The organism is Candidatus Eisenbacteria bacterium (genome assembly GCA_018831195.1).
In the GTDB taxonomy this organism is placed as follows: Bacteria; Eisenbacteria; RBG-16-71-46; order CAIMUX01; family JAHJDP01; genus JAHJDP01.
In genome coordinates this window covers 46,667-65,788 of record JAHJDP010000072.1, presented here as the reverse complement: position 1 = coordinate 65,788, position 19,122 = coordinate 46,667, and the positions used below count along the sequence as shown (strand labels likewise).

At 53.2% G+C, this 19,122-nt stretch carries 14 protein-coding genes and 1 tRNA gene; 11 read left to right on the top strand and 4 right to left on the bottom strand.

Features of this window, described 5'->3' with window-relative positions:
• Window positions 1-762: 762 nt before the first annotated feature.
• The 4 genes from KJ970_12330 to KJ970_12315 form a co-directional block, all read right to left on the bottom strand.
• Window positions 763-1,590, bottom strand: a complete 828-nt coding sequence (locus KJ970_12330; protein ID MBU2691704.1) for a LamG domain-containing protein — start codon at window positions 1,588-1,590, stop codon at window positions 763-765.
• A gap of 208 nt (window positions 1,591-1,798) precedes the next feature.
• Window positions 1,799-2,524 (bottom strand): hypothetical protein, encoded by a 726-nt coding sequence (locus KJ970_12325; GenBank protein ID MBU2691703.1) that lies wholly within the window; start codon window positions 2,522-2,524, stop codon window positions 1,799-1,801.
• Between the two features lie 330 nt (window positions 2,525-2,854).
• Window positions 2,855-4,240 carry a sigma-54 dependent transcriptional regulator gene (locus KJ970_12320; protein ID MBU2691702.1) on the bottom strand — a complete coding sequence of 462 codons (1,386 nt, stop codon included), beginning with the start codon at window positions 4,238-4,240 and terminating at the stop codon, window positions 2,855-2,857.
• Window positions 4,206-6,554, bottom strand: coding sequence for a GHKL domain-containing protein (locus KJ970_12315; protein MBU2691701.1), 2,349 nt, complete (start codon window positions 6,552-6,554; stop codon window positions 4,206-4,208). Before KJ970_12315 ends, KJ970_12320 begins: the two co-directional genes overlap by 35 nt.
• A gap of 402 nt (window positions 6,555-6,956) precedes the next feature.
• Between KJ970_12315 and KJ970_12310 the strand changes: the two genes are divergently transcribed.
• From KJ970_12310 to KJ970_12260, 11 genes are all read left to right on the top strand, one after another.
• Window positions 6,957-7,030 (top strand) — tRNA-Arg (locus KJ970_12310).
• 335 nt (window positions 7,031-7,365) lie between these two features.
• Entirely contained in the window at window positions 7,366-7,995 is a 630-nt protein-coding gene (locus tag KJ970_12305) for a hypothetical protein (GenBank protein ID MBU2691700.1), read from the top strand.
• A gap of 66 nt (window positions 7,996-8,061) precedes the next feature.
• Window positions 8,062-9,168 (top strand): L,D-transpeptidase, encoded by a 1,107-nt coding sequence (locus KJ970_12300; GenBank protein MBU2691699.1) that lies wholly within the window; start codon window positions 8,062-8,064, stop codon window positions 9,166-9,168.
• Window positions 9,155-9,892, top strand: coding sequence for a L,D-transpeptidase (locus KJ970_12295; GenBank protein MBU2691698.1), 738 nt, complete (start codon window positions 9,155-9,157; stop codon window positions 9,890-9,892). The genes KJ970_12300 and KJ970_12295 overlap by 14 nt, the downstream gene beginning before the upstream one ends.
• Window positions 9,893-9,899: 7 nt before the next feature.
• Window positions 9,900-10,595 (top strand): hypothetical protein, encoded by a 696-nt coding sequence (locus KJ970_12290; protein ID MBU2691697.1) that lies wholly within the window; start codon window positions 9,900-9,902, stop codon window positions 10,593-10,595.
• Window positions 10,596-10,729: 134 nt separating this feature from the next.
• Window positions 10,730-12,571, top strand: coding sequence for an excinuclease ABC subunit UvrC (gene uvrC, locus KJ970_12285; protein ID MBU2691696.1), 1,842 nt, complete (start codon window positions 10,730-10,732; stop codon window positions 12,569-12,571).
• A gap of 80 nt (window positions 12,572-12,651) precedes the next feature.
• Window positions 12,652-13,614 carry a tyrosine recombinase gene (locus KJ970_12280; protein MBU2691695.1) on the top strand — a complete coding sequence of 321 codons (963 nt, stop codon included), beginning with the start codon at window positions 12,652-12,654 and terminating at the stop codon, window positions 13,612-13,614.
• Window positions 13,615-13,649: 35 nt separating this feature from the next.
• Entirely contained in the window at window positions 13,650-14,312 is a 663-nt protein-coding gene (locus KJ970_12275) for a hypothetical protein (GenBank protein MBU2691694.1), read from the top strand.
• Window positions 14,313-14,375: 63 nt separating this feature from the next.
• A complete protein-coding gene (locus tag KJ970_12270) occupies window positions 14,376-16,430 on the top strand; it encodes a DEAD/DEAH box helicase (protein MBU2691693.1) in 2,055 nt (684 codons plus the stop codon).
• Window positions 16,427-17,527 carry a hypothetical protein gene (locus tag KJ970_12265; protein MBU2691692.1) on the top strand — a complete coding sequence of 367 codons (1,101 nt, stop codon included), beginning with the start codon at window positions 16,427-16,429 and terminating at the stop codon, window positions 17,525-17,527. The genes KJ970_12270 and KJ970_12265 overlap by 4 nt, the downstream gene beginning before the upstream one ends.
• Before the next feature lie 19 nt (window positions 17,528-17,546).
• A complete protein-coding gene (locus tag KJ970_12260; protein MBU2691691.1) occupies window positions 17,547-19,118 on the top strand; it encodes a hypothetical protein in 1,572 nt (523 codons plus the stop codon).
• The last annotated feature ends 4 nt before the right edge of the window (window positions 19,119-19,122 follow it).

Below are 19,122 nucleotides of genomic sequence, written 5' to 3'. Positions count from 1 at the left end.
TTAAGGGTTATTTGGATATCAATGAGGTCATTGCCTCAATAGAGCAAGAATTCTCGAAAGAGGAGAAAGACCTTTTGAAAGCGGCCTAAAATGAGCGGGGAGTCTTTTACAAAATTTCAACTAGATTCTTGACATGCTCACTCTTCGCGCCTTCGGCATACCTTTGCCTGCCGCTGGCTGGAGCGGGGAGGGAGCCCCGCGGTGCTCCAAGAGATTCTTGGCCAGGCTTCCATCGACGCGACCCAAAATGGTGGTTCAGGGGGATGGGCGTCAATCTCCTTGCCTCACCGATGGGGGTTTTCACAAACCTTTTGCCGTGCAATACTCCTCTTATGATTTGGATCAGCTTAAGTGGGGGAATTTCGTCATGTCCCTGAAGGATTTGCTACAACAACTCGCGGAGCACAGGAGCGGACTGAACGACCTGGGAATAGCCCGGTTGGCCGTATTCGGCTCGTTCGCCCGGGACGAGGCGACCGAATTGATTGCTGCAGGTCCGTTGCCGAGCACCAACACGGGGATCAGGGCGAAACCATTTACGACATATTCGACAGGGACGGGCTCTGGGCATGCAGGACCTCCTACGAGAATGAAACTGAATGTCCAGATATGAATCGGTAAGTCTTTTGGGGATGGTAATTATGCCGCCTGATTGATACGTGGGTGGGTCTATTCTAACCGGTAGAGGCGGATCTTTTCTCGTCGGCGGTGAGGTGAGGGCGACGATGATGCGTCGCCCTCTGTGATTTTCAGATAACATGTCTATCTGTAGACGGATTTAATCGCGCCCCATGTGCTGAGTGTGGTGGGGGAGGGATCGTAGCAGTCACATGGTTCGTTATATAGAGCCTGTATCTCTTCATCTATCAGCGGTCTATCATAGATACGAACGTCATCGATCTTCCCTTTGAGGTTATAACGATCGTGTGACATGAAGGGTGAACTTCCGATATCCCATCCGCTTTCTTGCCAACCGCCAGCAGCAGCACCGAAGCTCCAGATCTCGGAACCATCTACGTGCACAATTACATCATCCGGAGTAAATTGGAGAACAACATGAATCCATTCACCAGGTTGAACTACATATTCGGTCGTTCCACCTCCCAATCCAGTGTGAACAAAGATCTCGTCTATATGGCCGATCCCAATACCTCGATCCGTATTGCCATCGTCTCCAGAAATGATGTAGCAGGCTAGTTCTTGATCTTCATGAAGAACCCATAAAGAGACAGAGAAAACTGAGTAAGAGTGCAAATTGAAAATGGAAACATAATCATGGTCGCCATCGAAGTAGAAAGCATAGTCGTCGCATCCAAATCTGTCCTCGGTAGAAGAAGCGCCATGGTTCGTTCCATCATTACTACCCCAATGATCTTCAGCACTCCCATTTTTGAAAGGGTAGTAGGCGAGCAGTCCATCTGTTGGGATATCGCGGTTTCCTAGCATGTTTACCATGTGGAAGTTTGAAATGCTCTTGTATTTGACTCCTTCGTTTTCTGGTGTGATACCAGCTTTGTTTGTCTGAGCCAGCGACCCGCTGGCAGCGAGAACAAGGATGAATGTCAGGATACTATTGCATAAAGTCTTCATGAGTTCCTCCATCGCAGACAAGTATTAACTTCATAGAAAAGAGCATACAAGGGGGATAATCACGATCCGCTGATTCACTTTCTCTGTCTCCATCCCCTTGATGCTCAACTCTTGCAAGCCTGATGGCGGCACCAAGCCAATTAACCACGATCATCAGGTCGGGATTGCTATTGACACTTCTGATCGACACATTCAAATTGCATGAATATTACTTGTACAATGATTTGACCACACCCCAAGTACTCGACTTGTTGGGCGTGATGCCTACACAAGAATCGACAATGATGTTGTCGACATGAATTTGAGCAAATCCGGATGTTTCAAGAATCAGAGTATTGTATCCAATTGCGATTGTGTCGAACGCATCGGGATTAAACGGTTCGGCGGCAATTTCCAAATAACTCACGCCACTTTCACGATCCGTAATCGAAATATCTACAGTAGCTGTACCCATTCGATAAAACATATCAAAGTGGTACCAGACTCCCAGCTGGATGGTTGTTGGCGTTCCATACTCAATTCCGTGCCAATCGGCAACGTCGAATTGCTGATTGTGGGCGCCTTCATAGACCATTGTCATTCCATTGCCCTCGGGGACTTCCGCTGTAACACATCGCACACCGATTGGTAATCCGGTTTGATGCTCGACAACTTTGATGTCGAGTCTTACGCGGAACGAATCCTGGGTAGCTACGTCAAATGTGGGCGAGCAGGCGTACTTTGGAGTGAATTCTTGAGTATCCTGAATTCGGACTTCGTAATATTCATCAACCTCATTCCAGCGGAAATACTCACCCTCGACAGGTGTATACTCACCGCAGATCTCAAAGTATGGTTCATTGCTGAAATCCTCGTTATAAAATTCAAGCCATGCAGCTGACGCAGGTCCCGCCAGGATTAGAATGATTCCAAGACATAGCACTTTTTGTTTCATGGTTTCTCCCACTTATGCTGAGGCTGGCCCTATCTCCTGCGACAGACCAACCTTTCCCATCTCCGACACCTCCCCTGGGTGTCCTTGGCTCAAACAAATGCAAGCCCCGTACCAGAATGGGGGAGGGGTCTGGAAGGGAGGTGACAAACCTGTATTACTATGGTATTAATAAAGATAGATGTGCTCTTACTTGAGGATCAATATTCGGAGATTCGAACGAATCACATCAAAAAAGATATGGCGCTTGGACTGAAAATCCAGAAACCTATGTGATTGTTTATGATAAGCACCATATCAATTATGATATAATACGGTATCTGAGGGAATTCTTCAGTCCTGGCCACTCTCTTCCTCGGGGGATGGGCGAAAAAGAGAAACATCGACTCCTGATTTCTTATATAGGAGCTGAAATTGTGCTGGTGTCACATCAGCCAGTGAGGCCGCTCGGGTCTTGATGCCCTTTGTTACCCTCAGGCATTGACTTACATAATCATGCAGGAATGCTAAAGTATTTGCTTCTTTCGCTATTCTATATGGCGGGGGTGACATGGGACGGCAAGGATTGCTCAGGAAATCATGTATATCTAGAGACCGACCCTTGCAGTGCACCAAAGCTCTTTCAATTGCGTTGCGAAGTTCTCTGACGTTACCGTCCCATGGTTGGGATTGTAGGTACTCTTGAGCTGCTGGAGTAAATCCCAGTATCTCTCCATTGGAAGATTGAGCGAGGTAATGTTCTGCAATTGGCAAAATGTCACCCAGCCTCTCTCTGAGGGGCGGTATAAACACCTCAATGCCACACAATCGGTAGTATAAGTCTTCACGCAATCTTTTTGCTTTGATCTCCTCTATCGGAATTTTATTTGTTGCTGCAATGATGCGTAGATCTGAACGGATAGATACTTCGCCACCGATTCTTCGAAAGGACTTATTCTCAATTACCCTCAAAAGCTTCATCTGGAGTTCGGGCGAACTGTTGCCAACCTCGTCAAGAAAAAGGGTTCCTCCGTTTGCTCGTTCAAAACAGCCTCTGAATCGTCTATCTGCACCTGTAAAGGCCCCCTTCTCATGACCGAATAATTCGTCTTCAATCAACTCACTGGTAGAACCCCCGCAGTTAAATTCAATAAAAGGTCCCTCGCTGCGACGGCTCAGTTGATGGATTAGCCTTGCTATGAGTTCCTTGCCAGTTCCGGACTCTCCTGTGATTAAGACGGTAGTATCTTTGGGGGCGATCTTTTTGACCAAATCCAGGACAGCACTCATCCTCTCGTCTTTGACTATGAATTCGCCCCTAAGAGATCGGATCTCATGTTCCCTGGACCATCTCCCTCTTTGTCGGACGGATTCTTCAAGGGCCTTGGACAGAATCGCTATCAGCACCTTTGAGTTAGGCGGTTTTGTTATATAATTATAGGCGCCCCGTTTGATCGATTGAACAATTGTCTCTACATTCGTGTCCTCTGTGAGCATTATCACAGGTGCTGGGGCTTCCATCTGATGGATTTTTGCGAGAACATCGAAGCCATTAGCCTCTTCATCCAAACGGATATCCAGAAGAATTGCTTCGGGGGTATAGTGCCTGATCGCCGCCAAGCCATCCAAACTGTTGAATGAACTCATTGTCCGGAAATTCGAGGCTAATTTCTCGGCGATATCACCACAGAATATGTGGTCATCATCAATGATTAGAACTAATGGGAGTTCGGTCATCATTGCCTCCAGCTCTGGGTTTGGGAATCCTGAGCAAGAAACTGCTCCCTGACCCCACTTCGCTGTATTCCAAATTCAATTCACCTTTCCATTCACGAAGGAGCACTCGGGATTGCGGAAGGCCTAGGCCTCCGTTTGATTTGGCCGATATTCCAACTTCGAAGATACTTTCTCTTTTTTCCGGCGGAACACCTATACCGCTGTCGGACACTCTAATCGAGAGCGTTTCGTTAAATTCGTGAAACGAGACGGTTAATGTGCGCTTAATACTCTCACACATCGCTTCAATTGCGTTTCCCAAAAGGTTCTCAAGGATAAAACGCAGTTCACTCGCTTCAATAATACAAAGCGGTGCTTTGCCATTTGATGGCGTCTGGATCTCAACCGTGATACCCGCTTCGGCTAGGTCATGTGCTTGAAGGCCGATCAGGCAGGTGACCATTTCACCTGCATCAACAGTGAAGAATTCCACTAATTGGATTACTAAATGGTTGATGCCATCGACGGCGATGGCGGTGGGTGACTCTAGCCGGTCATAGATATCTTTTGCTGTATGCCTGGGAAGTTCCTCACCTTCAATTTCCTGAATAATCGACCAGACTTTGGCAAGTGCTGGTTGAGTACGCCGAACCAGATCCAATTGATAACCGGAATTATGTGTATTTGAGAGGAACCCCTCTAAGGTGTCATGAATGGACGCTCGATAGTCTGTCAAGCTATGTTTAAGCCCATCTTCGATTTTGATTACGTCGCTTTCCTCATCGAGGGCACTCCCAAGTTGCCAGACAACACGTTTCAGCCCCCCAATCGCCTTGAGTTGGCCATGTCCTGACAATTCGGCTGTGTTCAAAACGCGCCGTAATGCTTCGCGATCAATTGACTTTGGCAAAAGTTCAGGTTGGAGGCTCTTTTGGCGATTCCTTCTCCACCAAAAAATTGCGGCAGTGTTTATCGCGCCCGCCAAGCCCAATAACATCCACAGCCATCCGAGGCTTCGAATATGAGCCGGTTGAAACGAAAGAGCGAGTCTCCCCTGTGACGTATAGGTGATAAATCTAGATGAGCTTCTCGGGGGTTGCCAAATAGTTCCCTTCAGAACACCGGCTATAGGGATTTCGAACGGATAACTCGCCAAGGCTGACAGATTCTCATCCAGGATGAGTATATCCCCGGCTCCCGTAGAGGCGATGAGTTCCATTCCTGTCGAAGGCAAGCATTGTCCGCTTGCCATGATATTGGCCCCTGAATCCAGTTGAGCAATTCGATCGCAGATCAGATCATGGCCATCGAAACGATAACGTGAGATATGATTTTCATGAGAACCAGTGAACAAGTATCCACCCATCTCCTCAGTGGAGGGAAGAAACTCCAATCCTAGATAGCTCGATGTAACGCTAATTTGTGATAGAGGTTCACCTGTTCTCAACGCGTGTACGGTCAGCTGATCCTCGAAATCGCCGGCCCCATGGTGTCTGGTTGCAGTGGCGATTTCAGAGACACCATCGCCATCAAGATCAGCAACAATGAGTTGTGAGGCGAAGAAATATTCCCCCAAAGGCTGCCGCCAGATCAGCTCTCCATCGTGATCGATCGCGAACAACCAGGATTTGTCATCGCTGGTACTATTGATTAGATCTCCCTTCAGATTAGCGGGGGAGGTGCTGGTGCAAATGACTTCATCATAGCCGTCCTCATCTAAATTACCGATCCAAAGTGCATTCTGAATGGGATTGGGCCCCATGTCGAAACGCCAGATCTCTGTGCCGTCTCTTGGGTCGATGGCAATCAACCCTCTGGGATAGGCATCATAGTGGACGATGCACTGTAGAAGAACCGCTGCATGCCCATCTTCGCAGATGTTGGTTAGTGTTCCGGCGGCTAGGTAGTAGCCATCCCATATCCCGTCCCCATTGCGATCGGGCCCGACCGGCAGATTGATATCGCAGATGATCTGATTCCGTGCCGTATCGAAACCCCAGAGCCGCGACATATTCTTGTCGGGAAGAGTAGCAGTCAGAAATATTTCATCCGCGCCATCGCCATCAATATCTGATGTGCATCCCAGGCCGATGGGTGGACCCTCTTGAAGGAAGCTCTGTGGTAGGTTCTGCTGCCATAACACGAAAAGCTGGGAATGGTTATATTTACAAGCGAGCAGGCCCATCTCCACACCTACTATGATCTCGTCGAGGCCATCACCGTCAAGATCGCCGACAATTTGGCCCCGGTTGCGAGTGTTGTTATCCAACAGGCTAAGCTCGGGATCCCGCATCGCTTCGTAGGGAAGCTGAGAGGCTAGATGACTCAAATCGATCAAGTGAGGCCCTTCTTGGACAAGAGATTGGGATGGTGTCCAAGCAAGAACCAAGAGAATCGTAGCTCCAATTCGTATCCCAGACCGGATCATTTTAGAGACTTCATTCCTTTTAAGTGCCGAAAATCAATGGCACAGATCATTGGATATTCACAGTGTGTCGGTCTGCCGGAGCGTACTTGAACTGGAAACAGTCGATCTCCTAAGACCTTGATTTCACTTCCGATTGCTAGAAGCTTAACACAAGATCGAGTGTACGGGCATGGGGATTTGGGGGCCGGTCTCGCTCCCCAGCTAAAAAGGTATCACGGGACCGCTGTTGATATTGTGAGACGAGAGGCCTTAAGGGTATATTCGGTAGAAGAAACGGTAGAAGAGACGAATCCCGTCTCTGTAAGTCATTACGCCCTCGTAGCTCAGGTGGATAGAGCGACGGTTTCCTAAACCGTAGGCCGCAGGTTCGAGTCCTGCCGGGGGCACATCCTCTGAAAACATCATCTTGCAGGCCGTGCAGCTTGATCGCCCAGGGGGTTTGGGGATGTTGGGCGGCGCATAAAATGTTCATTTTTATACAAAAATATGTTGAAAATCTTGAATCCGCCGGGAATCCCTGTATTATAGATATTGGCGGAATCGAAAAAATGACAAACGGTTCCCTTATGGAGGCCCTCCCCCGGGAGGGCTCTTTCCATAGCCCTTTGAAGGGCTCCGTTCCGGCGCGGTGCCACCGGGGGTTTACCCGCACAGCCGTGGCTGCCGCGGGTTCCTCCTTGGAGTGATGTAACTCCATGGTATGGAGAAGGAGTTGGGTGCCATGAAGACGTTGGTTTTAGTAAAAAGATCATTGGTTCTTGGGGCTTGTCTGCTGGCCCTTGGCCTGGCGACCTCATGTAGCAAGGCGCCGGATACCGAGCTTTTAGCGGCGCAAGAGAGCCTTGCCACAGCCCGCGAGGCGGAAGCGGAGGATTATGCCTACCGGGAGTACAGCGCGGCCCGGGAGTCGCTCGAAGTTGCGCAGCGATTGATATCCGAGCAGGATTCCAAATTCTCATTGACCAGGAAATACGACCATGCGCGTGACCTATTAGCCGAATCCTGTTCACTCGCCTCAGCTGCTCGGGAAAGCGCCGGCATCGCCAAGGAACGTACAAAAGAAGAAGCCCTGGCGATGATCTTTGAAGCGGAACAGGCCCTCAATGCGAGCCGCGATCTTCTGGTCAATGCGCCGGTCGGCAAGGGGAATCGCGCCGACATTGAACTCATGAAGGCCGACCTGAATGCCCTCGCGCCGAGCTTGGAGGAAGCCCAAGCGGCCTACGATGATGGAAATTTTATGAGCGCCAAGTCGAATGCGATGGTGGTGTTGACAAAGGCCGGCGGCATTTCCGATGAGATTCGCGCCGCCATGGCTATTCAACAGACATCCGGAACGAAAAAGCCCTAACTGACATAAACTGAAAGTCACCAAGTCGCCCGGATCCCTCGCATGGGATCCGGGCGGTGAGGATTCATGAGTCACCGCACCGGCAAGATCATTCTTCGCATCTCCGGGCTGCTATTTTGCGCGGCGTTGGCCGCCGTGATTCTCTACATCAAGCGGCCGATGCCCCCTCTGAAAGCGCTTTGGGCGGTGCAGGACGCCTGTCAGAGGGCCAGGGAGTCGGGCGCTGAGCAGTATGCCGCCGGACTCCTCGAGGCGTCTGAGGATTCCCTCCAAGTCGCCGGCGAAAGAATGAAACGACAGGGGCGGCGTCTCTACTTCTTGCGTGACTTTACACCGGCTCTCCGAACGATTGAAGGCGCTGCGCTCAAGGCGGCGGAAGCAGAATCCGTCACGCGGGCGGCGCAGGACTCGCTGACCCTGCTCGCGATGGAGAGAATCATGAGCGCGGCGGGGGCCTTGTCCCAAGCGCGAGAACTTCTCGCGCAACATCCGGCCCGGCCGGATACGCGCCGATTGCTGGGACGACTCGATATCCTGCTTGAGGAGAGTGATTGGCTCCTTGACCGGGAAATGTATGAAGAATCGATCCTTAAATCACAAATTGTCTCAGACAGCGTTTCCTGGATTGAAGAGCAGATCCAGGGCCGGCTCGACCGATATCTGAAGTCTTCCGATGACTGGGAATTTTGGGCGCGGGAGACGCTTGATTGGTCACGACAGACAGGTCAACCCGTCCTCATCGTCCGGAAGCTCGACCATGCCTGCGATCTCTACGTGCGGGGGAAGAGGATCCAAAAGTACAAGGTCGACCTGGGCCGGCAATGGATGGGGGATAAGATGCACCAAGGGGATCAGATGACCCCGGAGGGGATCTACCGCATCGTCTTGAAACTCGGTCCCGAAAAGACGCGGTTTCACAAAGCCCTGCGGCTCGATTATCCGAATGAGGGTGACCGCGAGAGATTTCAACAGGCCGTTCTGGATGGGCGGATATCCCCGCGGACCAATATCGGTGGACTGATCGAGATCCACGGCCACGGCGGCCGCGGTGTCGACTGGACGGAAGGATGCATCGCCCTGGAGGACTCCGACATGGATGATCTTTTCGATCGGGTGCCGGTGGGAACACAGGTTGCTATCGTGGGAACCCACGCCAGCGATGTCAAAAATTAGTGCAAAGCGCGTGCTTGAGAGGGCGCTCGATGGGGTGCTCAATTGGAGCGTGCTCGATAGAGTGCTCAACAGGAGCGTTCTCCATGGCTCGCTCTTCGTCTTGGCGGCCGTCGTGTTGGTGTCGGCTTTTCTGGCGGTTTTCGCGACGACGACCGCGCCATGGAGGCCGCTAACGCCGGAGGAAATCTTCGCTTCGCCGGCCGGCGGGTCGCTTGCCGGGGAAATCAAGAGTCTTTCCAGGAAAAGAGACTCCCTGGCGCAGCGCCTCGAAGGCAAGATTCCGAAGGATCCTTACATCGTGATTAACACATTGGAGAATCGCTTCTTCCTGAAAAACGGCAACGAGGTGCTCCTCGATGCGGTGTGTTCCACGGGATCCTTCCAGCGCCTGGAGGGCCCCGGTGATCAGAAATGGCATTTCAAAACGCCGCGGGGGCGGTTCCAGATCCTAGCAAAGCAGGCAAATCCCGTGTGGGTCAAACCCGACTGGGCTTTCATTGAGGAGAATAAGCCGATCCCTTCCCGCCAATCATCCGAGCGGATCGAAGGCGGCTCCTTGGGACGTTTCGCCATGGCCTTCGGCGACGGATATTTCATTCACGGCACGTTGTACAAAAGGCTCCTCGGCCTCCCCGTAACGCACGGCTGTATCCGGCTGGGTGACGCCGATCTGGAGATCGTCTATAAGTCCTCCCGTGTCGGGACATCCGTTTTAATTTACTAGGTGCCCCATGAGACTCACGCATTGTTTCCGCAGAACGCTGGCCGGGTCCGTGACTCTACTGATGCTCCTCGGCGCTCTGTCGCGCGCTCCGGCTTCCGATGCTTCCGCGTCGGAAGGGGATTCCCTCGTCAGCAAGGGTGCGGAGCTTCTTTCAGAGATTCGTTTCCTGGAGGCGCGTCACAAGCTCGCCCTGCGGCAGGGGATCAATCTCGCGCTGGACATTCCCGCGGGAACCGCAGTCCTCGAGATTGAGGGCATTCCGGTGCGCGCCGGCCTCATTCGGAAGGGCTACTTGAACCGGGGTGCTGAGAGGGACCGGAGACAGGCGGCCCTGCGGGAGTCTCTCGCCGCGCCCTTTCAGCTGTTAAACAAAATGGGGAATTTGACGGAGGATCCGCCGGCATTAGACGTTTCGAATATTGAGATCCTGGCCGAGGCGGCGCGCCGGGGCAGCGTGGAGCCGCCCCACCGCAGCGTCTCCTTTTGTCTCCTGTATGAGCGGAAGCTCCGTATCCATGTCCTCAGCCGATCTGACGGCTCCCTGAATTCCAAGTGGAGCTGCTATTGGAAGAAGGTCGGCAGACGCGTCGAAGCCTGGTTTCACCCGGGGGAGCGGTGGGTCATTCTCGAGATGGACGCCCAGGACGCGGTGATTCTCTACCGGACGCTCCCCAGGGGCTCCGGGCTGGCGCTGCGGTTGTAAAGAGGCAAGCGGCCGAAAGAGGCATTGCGGCTCAAGCAGGCGAAGCGGCCGAAACTGCCCCCATCCGCCCCATTGCGCCCCTAAAACCCACACAACTGGACAATCTCCCCCATTTCATGGATTCTTAACCGGTTATGAGGGATGCCGAGACCGAAAAAAACCTTAAGAAGAGGCTGGCGCTGCTGCCGCGCCAGCCGGGGGTTTACTATCTTCGGGATGCTCGGAATAAGCTTCTCTACGTGGGCAAGGCCAAGAATCTGGCCAACCGGGTGCGCAGCTATTTCAGGCCGGCTGACAACGACCCGCGCATCGAGCAGATGAAGGCTCAGATCTGCAACTTCGACTATGTCGTCGTTTCCTCCGAATCCGAAGCGCTGATCCTCGAGGCAAACTGCGTCAAGAAGGAACAGCCGCCTTACAACATTCAGCTCAAGGACGACAAGCGCTATCCTCATATTAAGATCACGACCGGGCACCCCTTTCCGGCGATCGTCGTGACCCGCTCGCTTGTTCGCGATGGGTCGGCCTACTTCGGTCCTTATACAAAAGTCAAATCGCTGCGGGCCTTTCTCAAGCTCCTGCGATCCATCTTTCCGCTGCGGAACTGCACCGACAGGCGCCTTGCGCGCGATGAGCGCGAATGCCTTGAGTACCATATGGGAAAGTGCCCCGCGCCTTGCACGCGCCGGATTACCGCAGAAGATTACCAGGCGATGACCAACCGCCTGCTCCTCGTCTTTGGGGGGAAGGGACAGGATGTCATCCGCGAACTCGAAGCGAAAATGTCTCAGGCGACCGCGGCCTGGCAGTACGAAGAGGCGGCGCGCTGCCGCGATCTCATCCGCGGCATCGAAGAAATGAGCCGGCAGCAGAATATGCTTCGCGGAGAGATCTGGGATGCTGATGTCGTCGGACTGGCGCACCGCGGTGAGCGCGCCGCGGTTGTTGTGCTTTCTGAGCGGGAGGGCCGGGTTCTCGGCCGCGAACAGCGCGAGATGAAAGGGGGAGCAGGGCGGACGCCGCAAGAGGTCCTCGAGGCCTTCATCACGCAGTTCTATACTGATCGGATCAAAATACCGCCGCGGATCATCACCACAGAAAATCCGCCGGACCGGAAAGCGCTGGAGGATTGGTTGTCGTCGCTGGCCGGGCGGCGGGTCACCATCCGTCTTGCCAGGGGAAGCCGCTGGCTCGGTCTTTCAAAGATCGCTGAAGAGAATGCCGCCCTCACGCTGGAAGAAAAGGAGCTTATGGCGCAGAAGCGCACGCGCCGGGTCGATCCGGCCGTCTATGAGCTGCAGAAGGCGCTCGGCCTGAAAAATCCCCCCTATCGTGTGGAGGGGTACGATATTTCCAATATACAGGGGGTCCATGCGGTCGGGTCGCGGGTCACCTTCGTCGATGGGGCCCCCTTGAAAGCTGGCTACCGGCGATATAGAATTCGGGATGTAGAAGGGCCGGATGACTTTGCCATGATGGCGGAGGTTTTGGGACGGCGGTTGGATCGGGCATCTGAGAAGAACGAGGCGCTGCCCGACCTCATCCTGGTTGATGGGGGGCGGGGGCAGGTTTCGATCGCTCGTAAGACCCTGCGTTCCAAAGGCTTTGAAGAGATTCCGGTGATTGGTCTGGCGAAGCGGCATGAGGAGATTGTCGGTCCGCGGGGTTTGGAAATCCGCCGTTTGCCCAGGTCTTCTGCGGCCCTTAAACTGCTTCAGCGGGTCCGCGACGAGGCGCATCGTTTTGCAATCAGCTATCATCGACGGCTGCGGGGTTCCGTCCTGAGGGCTTCGTCATTAGACTCGATTTCCGGAATCGGCCATTCACGCAAAGTAGCGCTCCTGGCGGCTTTTGGCAGTCCGGAGAGGCTGAAAAATGCTACGCCGGAAGAGTTGACGGATGTCCCTGGGATCGGCCCACAGCTGGCGCGGCGTATCCATGAAGAACTGAAAGGACTAGAGAATTCGGCTGAGTAATTACTTTAAGTGTCTTGGCAGGGACGGCATCAAAGCGGAGAGCACAGGGTTTTGAAGTTGTCGGCACAGGAAGTGACCGGATGAACCTTTTGGAACCGTATCTGGAAGAGTTGCGGCTGGTGCGCCGATCCTCACCACGCACGGTCGAGGCCTATCGGGCTGATCTCGAGAGCTACTTCCGGTACCTGGAAGAGAAAGAAAAGAAGAATCCATGCTGTTCTCAGGAATCGGACGTGGTAAGGTATTTGAATTGCTTGAGAGGGGAGGGACGGGCTTCGTCGACGGTGGCGCGGGCATCATCCTCATTGCGGGCCTTCCATAAATATCTCTGTCGCGAGGGGTATCGGGAAGATGACCCGACCCTGGAGTTGCGTGGCCAGAAGGTTTTGCGGCCCTTGCCGCGCATTCTGAGCCGGGATGAGATCGAGCAGATATTGGCAGCCGCGGCCTCCGGCGGGCGATTGGACACTCGCAATGTCGCCCTGATTGAGATAGGGTATGGGGCGGCATTACGCGTAACCGAGCTTGTCGGATTGGATAAATCCTCCATCATTCGTGCGGAAGATGGCCTTTGGTTGCGGGTTTTAGGGAAAGGTTCCCGAGAAAGGGTCGTCCCTGTCGGGCGTCCGGCGGAGGAGGCCCTGACCGCCTATCTCGAGGAGGGTCGCCCGGGTCTGCTGAAGAACCAGCGGGATCCCGGTGCCATTTTCTTAAACGCCAAAGGCCGGCCGCTGGGACGATCCGGTTTCTGGAGGATCCTGCGGGAGCTGGCCTTGAAGGCCGGATTGGATCCCAACGGGATCCATCCGCATGTTCTGCGCCATTCCTCTGCCACGCATTTGCTCGATGGCGGCGCTGGATTGCGTGTGGTGCAGGAGTACTTGGGACACGCCAAGATCTCTACAACCGAGATTTACACGGCAGTCGAGAGAGATCGCTTAAGGCAGGCCTATCGACAGGCTCATCCCCGGGCGCAGGTTGGAGCGCGGGAAGGGATGATAGCGAAGGCGCCGGTCAAGGCGAATGTTAAAGTAGGTACGTGATCGAGAGATCGCGGGGTTGGAGAAGACGGATTCAGATGAAGAGATATGATACCATCTCCAGACCGGTGTTGCCGAGTCTCGTGGCGGTCGTTGCGGCTGCCGTGTTTCATCTTTGGCTTCCCGCAGCGCTGGCCTATGAACAGCCCCGCAACACCATCAGCCTTGGTTTTCAGCTGCAGTACGGAATGATCAATGGCCAGACGGAAGAGCTGCCTGAGGATGTCGTCTTCGGCGCCTGGCCGAAGCTTTTTGAGTCCGGCGAGGGGATCGCGATCCGGCTGAAGTACAGCACAGCCCGCAATCGCGCTTTCGGACTGTCGCTCGAGGATCAGCGCTATCGCCGCAAGAGCGGGCTTGGCAGCGCGTATCCCAAACAGCTGCAGATGACACTTTACATGCTGGATTATTACCTCTATTTCCATCGCCCGACGCGGACGTCGAGATATATCGTTTTCGGCGCGGGGCTTTTCCGCCCGGTCATCCGGGAGATCACCAAAGAGCCGGTGAGCGGACGGGAACTCGAACAGGACATATTCCCCGGCGAGGATCTCGTGATCAGCGTGGGGGGTGGGATTGAGTACTTTGTCGGACGCCGCGCGGCGATCGATTTCAGCATAAGGGCCTACGGGTACCGTTCCGAGCCGACGCTGACGGGGTCGGGCGAGGTGGCCATCGGTTTGCATTATTATACAAAGTAGATATACGAATTAGTTTGTTCGAAATAGACTCACTGTTTGAGGATTGATGTGGGCAAGGATGTTATGACCAAAGAAGTTGTACGTTACAAAGTCGGTGACAAGGTCTTTCACGAGCTTTTCGGTGAGGGTCTCGTTGTTGAAGTGCGCTCAAGACCCTTTTTCGATATTTTAGAGGTTGCTTTTGGCGACACGGTCCGCAAGGTCACCTCGATCCATCCGCAGCTCCGTGTCCCGGGAACGGATGGCAAGGCGGAGACGGCTGATGCCGTTGTCCCCGCCGAAAAAGAGTCAAAATCTGAAAAGAAGAAAACGACGAAAAATACGGCCGTCGCAAAAGTTAAAGAACCATTCTTTGAGTTTGCCTCGCGCGAATTTGTCGATCTTGATGAAGAAAGCCTCGAGTGGGTGCTCGATCTTAAAAAGCAGGAAGTGACAAGCCAGCGCTGTTTCGTGCTGCATCACCAGGGTGAGCGGCTGGCCTTGTCAAAGGGGTTTGATACCCTGCTCGCCCTCGGCGCCTCGAAGGATGTCGATCATTACGATTATCAGATCAAGGCCTGTCTGCGGGTTCTGCGGCATATGAAGGGGCGGGCCCTCTTGGCCGATGAGGTCGGGCTGGGCAAAACCGTCGAGACCGGGCTGGTTCTCAAAGAGCTTGTCCTGCGCGGACTGGTGCGCCGCGCCTTGGTTCTCGTTCCTGTTTCTTTGCTGACGCAGTGGCGGCAGGAGCTGGAACACAAATTTGATCTACCGTTCCGCATCTTCTCGCGGGGTGACAACTGGGGCGACCATCCCTTTTTGCTGGCCTCGCTCGACACGGCGAAAGGCGCGCGGAATCGTAATGCGATTCGTGAACAGAATTTTGATCTGCTCGTCGTCGATGAAGCCCACCGGCTTCGAAACCATTTGACGCAGGCTTGGAAGTTCATCGAGTCGCTGTCGCTGAAGTATGTGCTGCTTGTTACGGCGACACCGGTGCAGAACGATCTGCGCGAGTTATATAATCTCGTGACACTGCTGCGTCCGGGAACACTGGGTACATATCGCGCTTTCCGCAAAAAGTTCATGGTCCGCGGCGATAAACGGCTTCCAAAGAATACGCGGGAGCTGTCGCGTCTTTTGTCGGATGTCATGATTCGCACCACGCGCAGCCAGACGAATTTGACTTTTCCCAAGCGGGAGATCCTATCGGTGCCGCTGGAATTGTCACGGGAAGAGAAGCTGCTCTATGAAGGCGTCTCCGACTTCATCTACGATCTCGCGACCGATTCCGAGGATGATGATTTCCGTCGCTGGCACTTCTTCCTTATCGTATTGCAGAAAGAGATCGGCTCATCAACAGCCGCCGCCGCGGGAACATTGCGGCTTGTCCAGCGGGCAAAACGGTTGCCGCAGCACCAGCGGCGGATCAGCGAGCTGGCGGAGCTGGCCGAGTCGGTAAAGATTCATAATAAGTTTGAGAAGTTATGGGAGATCATTGAGGATCAGCTGATTAAAAAGAAAGAAAAGATCCTCCTATTTACACAATTCCGGCGGACCCTGCATTTCATCGAGAAGGAATTGAAGGAGCGCGGCGTGAATCCGGCCATCTTCCATGGGGGGCTCTCACCGAAAAATAAAGATGCCGCCGTTGAATCGTTCAAAGGAAAGGCCCCGATCCTTCTGAGCACAGAGTCGGGAGGCGAAGGGCGGAACCTTCAGTTTGCAAATATTGTCGTTAACTATGATTTGCCATGGAACCCCATGCGGCTCGAGCAGCGGATCGGGCGGGTTCACCGCCTGGGTCAAAAAAAGGATGTCACAGTGTATAACCTAGCGGCGCAGGATACCGTTGAATCGCATGTCCTTTGGATTTTGCACCGCAAGGTTAATATGTTTGAACTGGTGATTGGTGAGATGGAGATGGTGCTGGGCCACTGGGATCACGAACAGGCCTTTGAAAACCGGGTCTTTGAGATCTGGGCCCATACACGCGAACAGAAAGAGCGTGAAATAGCCTTCGACCGCCTTGGCGATGAATTAATCATGGCGCAGAAGCGCTATGAACATGTCCGCAACTGCGATGAAGAGATATTCGACATGCAGAGAGGCGAATTGATTGAAAGGAGCACGCAGTGAAAGCCTCTCAATTGAAAACATTTGTCGAGATATTTCTTGAGGAGCAGGGCGCCAAGATTAAGAGCCGAGGCGATCAGCTCCTCGAGGTGAAACTACCGAAGGATTTGCCGCTCCAATGGCACTCTAATAAGATACTGCTCTCTTTTACACAAAAGGCTCATCAAAAGGAACCGGAATCGGAATTAATGACGATCGGCCATCCCTTCTTGGAGAACCTATTCCAGCTTTGCCGGATCCGGGCGCGGTACTCTATCCGCTATGAAACACTGCCGCGAAAGAAGGGGCGCAGTCCCTCCAAAAATCGAGCCCCCGATTTGGAAGAGGGATGGAGTTGGTCCGATCCGCAGGCGATCTTCAGCCCGCTCATTTATATGGCCTACATTATCCAGAATTCCACGATGGAAGCGCCTGATGATCTCGAGACTTTCCTTCTGGATCCCTGGACGGGCGAACATATCGGCGACGGAATAGCTGAGATAAAAAACTGGGAAAAGGGGAGCGCTGAGCCCGCAAACGAAAGATTGGTTCTACCGGTGCCCGATATGAAGCCGCTGCTAAAGTGGGGCTTATCTATTTTGGATCAAAGATTGAGAAAGAGGGTACTAAAAACAAAGTACCGGCATGAATTGGAACTCAAGGACGAGATTGGCAACATTGAGAATTACTACCGGCAGTTGATTGAAGAGGTGCGAAAGGGAAATCGCCGAAATCAACTGACGATAGCGGAGCGAGAGGAAAAGATACGGCTGCTCCAACTCGACTGGAAACGGAGAATCCAAGAGGCGACGGAGTACTTGAAACCGCGCACCATTGTACGATTGAGTGCCGTCGGCGTCTTGTACCGCCCTCGCTGGGGTTTGCAGGCGATGCGGGTGGCTGTTCGAAGCAAAAGCAAAGATAAGAGGAAAGTTCGTGGTGTTCAATCCTGGCTTGTAGCCGATCATAGCGGTACCGATTGGCGGAGTACCCTGTGCGTTGAATGCCGTAAAGAGACGGGTGGATTCGTTGTTCCTTTTGAGGGTGGCTTTCTCTGCGCAACCTGCGGCGATCTGGAAGCCGGGGCCGCTGAGAAAAGGGGACGGCGAGTCGCTTCATGACGGCAAGGAGAGGTAGATTATGAATGGCGTCGGAAAGATGCGGCGTATCGGAATGACGTTTCTGGCATTGGGCTTGCTGCTCGCCATGGTGGGCTCGGTTTCGGCCGAGGAGATCGACCGAATCCGCGAGAAATGTGAGGAGCTGGCCTCGAAGGTAGAGGGCGCTTGGTACGAAGCTCTCGGAATGGGCGGGAAATCCCAGATGGATCGGGTCCATCGTGATTACGCCTATCTTTTAGGAACGGTCAAGGTTCAACAGGTCGCCGGACTGGTTGCAAAGGTGACGGATCCAGCTGAAAGGGCCCGCCAGCAGAAAACATTGAACTTCCTCAAGGAACAAACCATCTGGGCCAGTGTCGCGCCGACACTTGACAATTATCTCGACTACGTCAAAAACGCCAGCATCACGGTCGGTGATAAAGACCTGATCTTCCGCCGTTTTTGGGAGACTCTCCGCCAGACGCCGGATCAGAGTGAGCGTCGTATTCTCTATCTTGCCGGCAAGGAACTGATAACAAACGCTAATGTTTATCTACTCAATGTCGAGATTGATCTGGATGAATACAGCAAGCCCCTCGGCATTGATAACTATTATGACTTTATCGCGGAGGCGCATGGCTGGGATCGTGACGGGATGACAGCCCTGGCCAAAGCGATTCTTGAGGGAACCGACGCCGAGTACACGGCGCTGATGGAAACGATGAGCCAGAAGGTTCTGGGGATGGAGCTGAAGCGGGTCAGGGCTTTTGATGCACCTTATCTCCTCGCTCAGCCTCATCTTGATGATGTCTTCCCGGTTAATAATCTCGAAAGCATGGTAAGTGACGCCATGGGTCATATCGGATTCAAGTTGAATGACAAGAAGTATCTCAGAACCGATTTCAAAGACCGCGAGGGGAAGGATCCCCAAGCTCATACTTTCTCAATTGAGAACGACCGCAATACACGAATCACGATGATCCCCGACGGGGGTGTCGATGATTACCGAGCCTATATGCGCAAGATGGGCGAGGCGCTCTACTACTATGACATCAATAACAAGTTGCCGTTTGAGGATCGTTATCTCGGTCTTCCGATCATGTCGATGGTTTTCGGTGATTTCATGATAAGCTTGATGAATGAGCCGGCTTGGATTAACAAGAATCTCCATCTCAAAGAGAGTCAAATGGCTGATTATCAAGAGGCGATGCGTTTCATGCGCCTCTATGAGTTGAGGGAAGCCGCCGGGATGTATCTCTTCCAGCTGAAAATCCATCAAGATACGAAGACATCTATGAAGGAATATACGCAACAGATGGAGGAAGCGACCAAGATTATTCAAACCGGAAACGAAGAGGCCTTTTATCTTCTTTCAAATGATCGCTTTCTGTCAGGCGGAAGGCTGATGGCTGCGGCGATAGAGCCATATATGCGCAAGAAGATCATCGAGGATGCCGGTGCGGAATGGTATTCGAACAAGCGAACCGGCAAGTTCTTGGATGTTGTTGCAAATGAAGGTTTCACGAAAAGGTACGATGCATGGGCACAAGAGTGGGGCGCCGCGACCATTGATGCGACGCTGTTGCTGCAGGAGTTGAAGGCCGCAAACTAGGGGG

Bases quoted from the DNA above. Each gene is read 5' to 3' on its own strand.
- KJ970_12305 (MBU2691700.1), top strand. From the start codon at position 7,366: ATGAAGACGTTGGTTTTAGTAAAAAGATCATTGGTTCTTGGGGCTTGT.
- KJ970_12325 (MBU2691703.1), bottom strand. From the start codon at position 2,524: ATGAAACAAAAAGTGCTATGTCTTGGAATCATTCTAATCCTGGCGGGA.
- KJ970_12320 (MBU2691702.1), bottom strand. From the start codon at position 4,240: ATGATGACCGAACTCCCATTAGTTCTAATCATTGATGATGACCACATA.
- KJ970_12270 (MBU2691693.1), top strand. From the start codon at position 14,376: ATGACCAAAGAAGTTGTACGTTACAAAGTCGGTGACAAGGTCTTTCAC.
- KJ970_12280 (MBU2691695.1), top strand. From the start codon at position 12,652: ATGAACCTTTTGGAACCGTATCTGGAAGAGTTGCGGCTGGTGCGCCGA.
- uvrC (MBU2691696.1), top strand. From the start codon at position 10,730: ATGAGGGATGCCGAGACCGAAAAAAACCTTAAGAAGAGGCTGGCGCTG.
- KJ970_12290 (MBU2691697.1), top strand. From the start codon at position 9,900: ATGAGACTCACGCATTGTTTCCGCAGAACGCTGGCCGGGTCCGTGACT.
- KJ970_12295 (MBU2691698.1), top strand. From the start codon at position 9,155: ATGTCAAAAATTAGTGCAAAGCGCGTGCTTGAGAGGGCGCTCGATGGG.
- KJ970_12330 (MBU2691704.1), bottom strand. From the start codon at position 1,590: ATGAAGACTTTATGCAATAGTATCCTGACATTCATCCTTGTTCTCGCT.
- KJ970_12275 (MBU2691694.1), top strand. From the start codon at position 13,650: ATGAAGAGATATGATACCATCTCCAGACCGGTGTTGCCGAGTCTCGTG.
- KJ970_12260 (MBU2691691.1), top strand. From the start codon at position 17,547: ATGAATGGCGTCGGAAAGATGCGGCGTATCGGAATGACGTTTCTGGCA.
- KJ970_12300 (MBU2691699.1), top strand. From the start codon at position 8,062: ATGAGTCACCGCACCGGCAAGATCATTCTTCGCATCTCCGGGCTGCTA.